This is a genomic window from Oleiphilus sp. HI0123 (assembly GCF_001635315.1).
The window spans coordinates 1-4,456 of record NZ_LWGE01001621.1 but is presented as its reverse complement, the minus strand read 5'-3'; the positions used below and the strand labels follow the sequence as shown (position 1 = coordinate 4,456).

At 46.6% G+C, this 4,456-nt stretch carries 4 protein-coding genes; all 4 read right to left on the bottom strand.

All coding sequences use genetic code 11. The annotated features are described in order from the left end of the window. Positions 1-206 precede the first annotated feature (206 nt). Positions 207-971, bottom strand: coding sequence for an SDR family oxidoreductase (locus A3761_RS21765; RefSeq protein ID WP_068506705.1), 765 nt, complete (start codon positions 969-971; stop codon positions 207-209). 192 nt (positions 972-1,163) lie between these two features. Continuing rightward, positions 1,164-2,144 (bottom strand): NADPH:quinone oxidoreductase family protein, encoded by a 981-nt coding sequence (locus A3761_RS21760; RefSeq protein WP_068506707.1) that lies wholly within the window; start codon positions 2,142-2,144, stop codon positions 1,164-1,166. 91 nt (positions 2,145-2,235) lie between these two features. After that, complete coding sequence (locus A3761_RS21755) at positions 2,236-3,312, bottom strand: phosphotransferase family protein (protein WP_068506709.1); 1,077 nt, start codon at positions 3,310-3,312, stop codon at positions 2,236-2,238. Positions 3,313-3,320: 8 nt separating this feature from the next. Further along, positions 3,321-4,456: acyl-CoA dehydrogenase family protein (locus A3761_RS21750; protein ID WP_068750865.1), on the bottom strand; the 1,136-nt coding region annotated here is incomplete at its 5' end.

The window sequence follows — 4,456 nt, the reverse complement described above, 5'->3', positions numbered from 1 at the left end:
TACCTTTTCTGAAAAATCTAGTAGGTTATCCATAGTTTATCTCTGAATTAATAGGTATTACTAAAACTAAAAAATGAATTCACCACAGATAACACCGAGCGCTTTGCTTCACAGAGAAGACAAAAAAAAGTACATATTATTATACAAATATTTTCTCGGTGTAGGCCTCAGGCTGCTCTGTGATCTCGGTGATTACATTTTTTAATTTAGATCGTTAGTCCACCATCAACGACAATACACTCGCCGTTGGTGTAGGAGCTTGCATCAGATACGAGGTAAAGTACCGTACCTGCCATTTCTTCTGGCTCTGCATGACGATGCATAGGAATCATCTGCATTGCGGCTTTGTGCATTTTCTCATTAGCAAATAACGCCCCGGCAAACTTGGTTTTAGTCAGGCCAGGCAAAATAGCATTACAACGGATACCCAGCGGTGCACATTCCTTCGCGAAGGCTTTAGTCATATTGATAACCGCCGCTTTGGTAATAGAATAAATCCCCTGCATCATGCCGGGCTGTAAGCCATTAACTGAAGCAGTATTGACGATGGCACCACCGCCATTTTTCTTCATCAATTTGCCTGCAGCGACTGACATAAAAAAGTAACCACGGATATTTACATCAACAGTTTTATCATAGGCCGCTAGGTCTGTATCAAGAATATGGCCAAAGTATGGGTTGGCTGCTGCATTGTTAACTAGAATATCGAGCTTGCCGTGCTTGCTTTCGATATGAGCAAAGCATGATTCAATCTGCCCCATATCACCGACATGGCATGCTAAGGCTTCAGCGGAACCACCCGCCTCAGTAATCGCATCGGCAACCAACTGGCAGTCATCTACCTTGCGGCTTGAAACAATAACGTGTGCGCCCTGCTCTGCTAATAGCTTCGCAATCGCTTCACCGATACCACGACTTGCGCCCGTTACCAGTGCAACTTTTCCTGTTAGATCAAATAAATTTGTAGCCATGTTTTTACCTATTAGTTCTAGAAAATATTTAAACACTAAGCACTTAAACCACCGAGAATACAGAGCGCTTCGCGTCACAGAGAAAAGATAAACACTCAACCTAAGTTCTAATACCTTCTCTGTGGAGGCCGCAGGCCGCTCGGTGTGCTCTGTGGTGGAATCAATCGAGTCTGACCCCTTTGATTAACCATATTACTCCGCTACCACAACAACCTTACCTTTAACCTCTCGGTTAAAGACTTTGGCTAATGCCTCTTTTGTGTTTGCTAAAGTAAAGACTTCATCGGTGACAACCGATACTTTGCCATCTTTATGCCAGGCAAAAAGCTCCTGCATATTTTGCAGGAAGACCATAGGTTCATGCATGACGAAGCTGCCCCAAAATACACCTATCACACTGTATTCTTTCACCAAGGCGAGATTAACTGGTAGCTTGGGAATGGTGCCTGATGCAAAGCCGATGACAAGCAAACGACCATTGCGAGCCATCGCTCTTGTGCAAGCATCAAATGCCTCGCCACCAACCGGATCGTAAACGACATCTACGCCCTTGCCTTTTGTCAGATCTTTTAGCGCTTGCTTGAGATCTTGTTCCTTATAGTTAACCAGCTCATCGGCACCTTGTTCCTTGGCGATTTCTAGCTTATCTTGAGAGGAACACACTGCAATAACCTTGGCCCCCATCGCCTTGCCGATTTGCACGGCAGCTAAGCCTGTTCCGCCTGCTGCACCCAGCACGACTAGCGTTTCACCTGACTTCAATCGAGCGCGTTGCTTTAAGGCATGATGAGCCGTGCCATGAGCACACATGATATTGGCGGCATCAATATCATTCATCTCATCGGGAATAGGCATGACTAACTTTGAATTAACAACCGCCTGCTCAGCAAAGCCTCCATATTTTTGGCTGCTACAGATTAGTCGCTGGCCAACCTTCAAGTGCTTAACCCCTTCGCCAAGCGATTCCACCTCGCCACAAAATTCCATACCGGGTATAAAGGGGCGCTCAGGTTGAACTTGATACAAGCCTTGCACTAAAAGGCCATCAGGGAAGTTAACGCCTGTCGCTTTAACGTTAATACGAACTTCGCCTTTAGCCGGCTCAGGCGCTTCGACGTCTTTAAATACCAAGGTATCTATAGGACCAAACTCTTCACATACGATTGCTTTCATTTATATTTCCTAATTTTGGAAAATCTATTTGTAGGCAGAGGGGTCAACCCCGTGCTAGTCCGCTAGCGAGCCATGTAAGGCTCTGCCTACATTAGCTTTCTTCTTTAATCACGGCCAACGCGCCCATTGCCAGAAGTGGCACATAAGCTCCGACTTTACCGGCCTGTTTACTGGAAGCGTTTCCGTCTAATGCTCGTTTCGCGACGCCTTGTGCGATCGCGGCTAAACGGAAGAAGCTAAAGGCTAGATAGAATGCCCAGTGATCAATCTTGTCGATTCCCATACGTTTGCAATATCGTGCAACATATTCTTTTTCAGTTGGAATACCTAGGCTTGTGCGATCAATACCTGCTAACCCACTCATTTGACCCGGCTTCTTTTGCCCGCCGCTAGCAGGCATACGCAACTGCATACATTGGTATGCCAAGTCTGCAAAAGGATGACCCAATGTAGACAACTCCCAATCTAATACGGCCAAAATACTAACTTCACCAGACTGCAAAGCGGCACTTGAAAACATCATATTGTCGAGGCGATAGTCACCGTGAACTAAGGAAACACGGCCGTCATCTTCGGGCAGATTTTCTTCTAACCATGCGATCAATTGATCCATTGCTGGAATCGGCTTAATTTCAGATGCTTTATATTGCTGACTCCAGCGAGATAGTTGGCGCTCAAAATAGTTCCCTGGCTTGCCATAATCACTCAATCCTGCACTGTCTAAATCGACACTATGAATCGCAGCTAGTACATCGCCCATTTGCTCGTATGCGGCGCTTCGCATTTCATTTGACGCTAGTTCTGGCAAGGCGGCATCCCAGAAGATACTGCCTGCGCAATACTCCATTACGTAGAACATGGAGCCGATAATTTCCCGGTCTTCACATAGGTGATACATGCGAGGCACCGGTACGTCAGAATCTGCTAGCGCTTGATAGACTCGAAACTCTCTGTCGACTGCATGAGCAGATTTGAGCAGTTTGCCTGGAGGCTGCCTTCTTAGAACAAAGTCCCCCGAAGGAGAAGACAGCTTGAAAGTCGGGTTTGACTGCCCCCCCTCAAATTTTGTTGCTTTAATCGGCCCAGAAAAGCCTTCGATATTGTCTGCAAGGTAAGCAGCTAGCTTAACAACATCGAGCTCATCAACATTTGTTTTTATATCCGACATACCTTCTCCTAAGCCTTACGCATCTTCATCATTTGCATTGCAGAATACCCTGCTGAGACACCACGACCAAGCTGCATCATATGAACCTGATCTGGCCCATCCGCTAGACGAATAATACGTGCCATTTGATATGCATCAGATAAGAAGAAGTCTTGGCTTAAACCTGCTGCGCCATGTATCTGAATCGCTCGATCAATTACCGTACAGGCCATTTGTGGCGCAACGATCTTGATCATGGCGATCAGGTCTTTTGCCCCTTTGTTGCCGTGTGAGTCCATTTTTGCAGCCGCTTTTAAGGTAAGCAAGCGCGCTTGTTCGATCTCGCAGTAGGACTTGGCAATGTCTTCACGCACCGAACCCTGCTTGCTCAGTGGCTTACCAAATACGACACGTTCTTCAGCTCTGACACACATTAACTCAAGTGCACGCTGTGCGGCTCCGATTAAACGCATGCAGTGGTGAATTCTACCGGGGCCTAAACGCCCTTGAGCAATTTCAAATCCACGCCCCTCACCTAGCAGTATATTCTCGGCAGGTACACGCACATTTTCGAATAAAATTTCTGCGTGACCTTCTGGCGCATCGTCATTACCGAATACTTGCATCGGTCGAACGACGGTGACACCCGGCGTGTTCATCGGTACGAGTATCATTGATTGTTGTAGGTGACGATTTTCGTTGTCCGGGTCTGTTTTGCCCATCACGATGAGTATTTCGCAACGCGGATCACACGCACCCGAGATATACCATTTACGACCATTAATGACGTAGTCTTCGCCGTCACGCGTAATAAGAGTCTGAATATTTGTTGCATCAGAGGAGGCTACATCGGGCTCAGTCATGGCAAAAGCAGAGCGAATCTCGCCTTCAAGCAAAGGTTGTAGCCATTTTTCTTTTTGCGCTTCAGTACCATAACGAACGAGTACTTCCATATTGCCTGTGTCGGGGGCGCTGCAATTAAATATTTCACTGGCAAAACGTGTCCGCCCCATGACTTCAGCCAGAGGCGCATATTCCAGGTTGCTTAAACCGTAGCCATAATCACTATCAGGCAAAAACAAATTCCATAAGCCCTGCTCTTTTGCGAGCGCTTTTAAGTCTTCAATTTGCTGAGGAATCTGCCACCTATCTTCGGCATTTTCGA

Bases quoted from the DNA above. Each gene is read 5' to 3' on its own strand.
- A3761_RS21765 (WP_068506705.1), bottom strand. From the start codon at position 971: ATGGCTACAAATTTATTTGATCTAACAGGAAAAGTTGCACTGGTAACG.
- A3761_RS21755 (WP_068506709.1), bottom strand. From the start codon at position 3,312: ATGTCGGATATAAAAACAAATGTTGATGAGCTCGATGTTGTTAAGCTA.
- A3761_RS21760 (WP_068506707.1), bottom strand. From the start codon at position 2,144: ATGAAAGCAATCGTATGTGAAGAGTTTGGTCCTATAGATACCTTGGTA.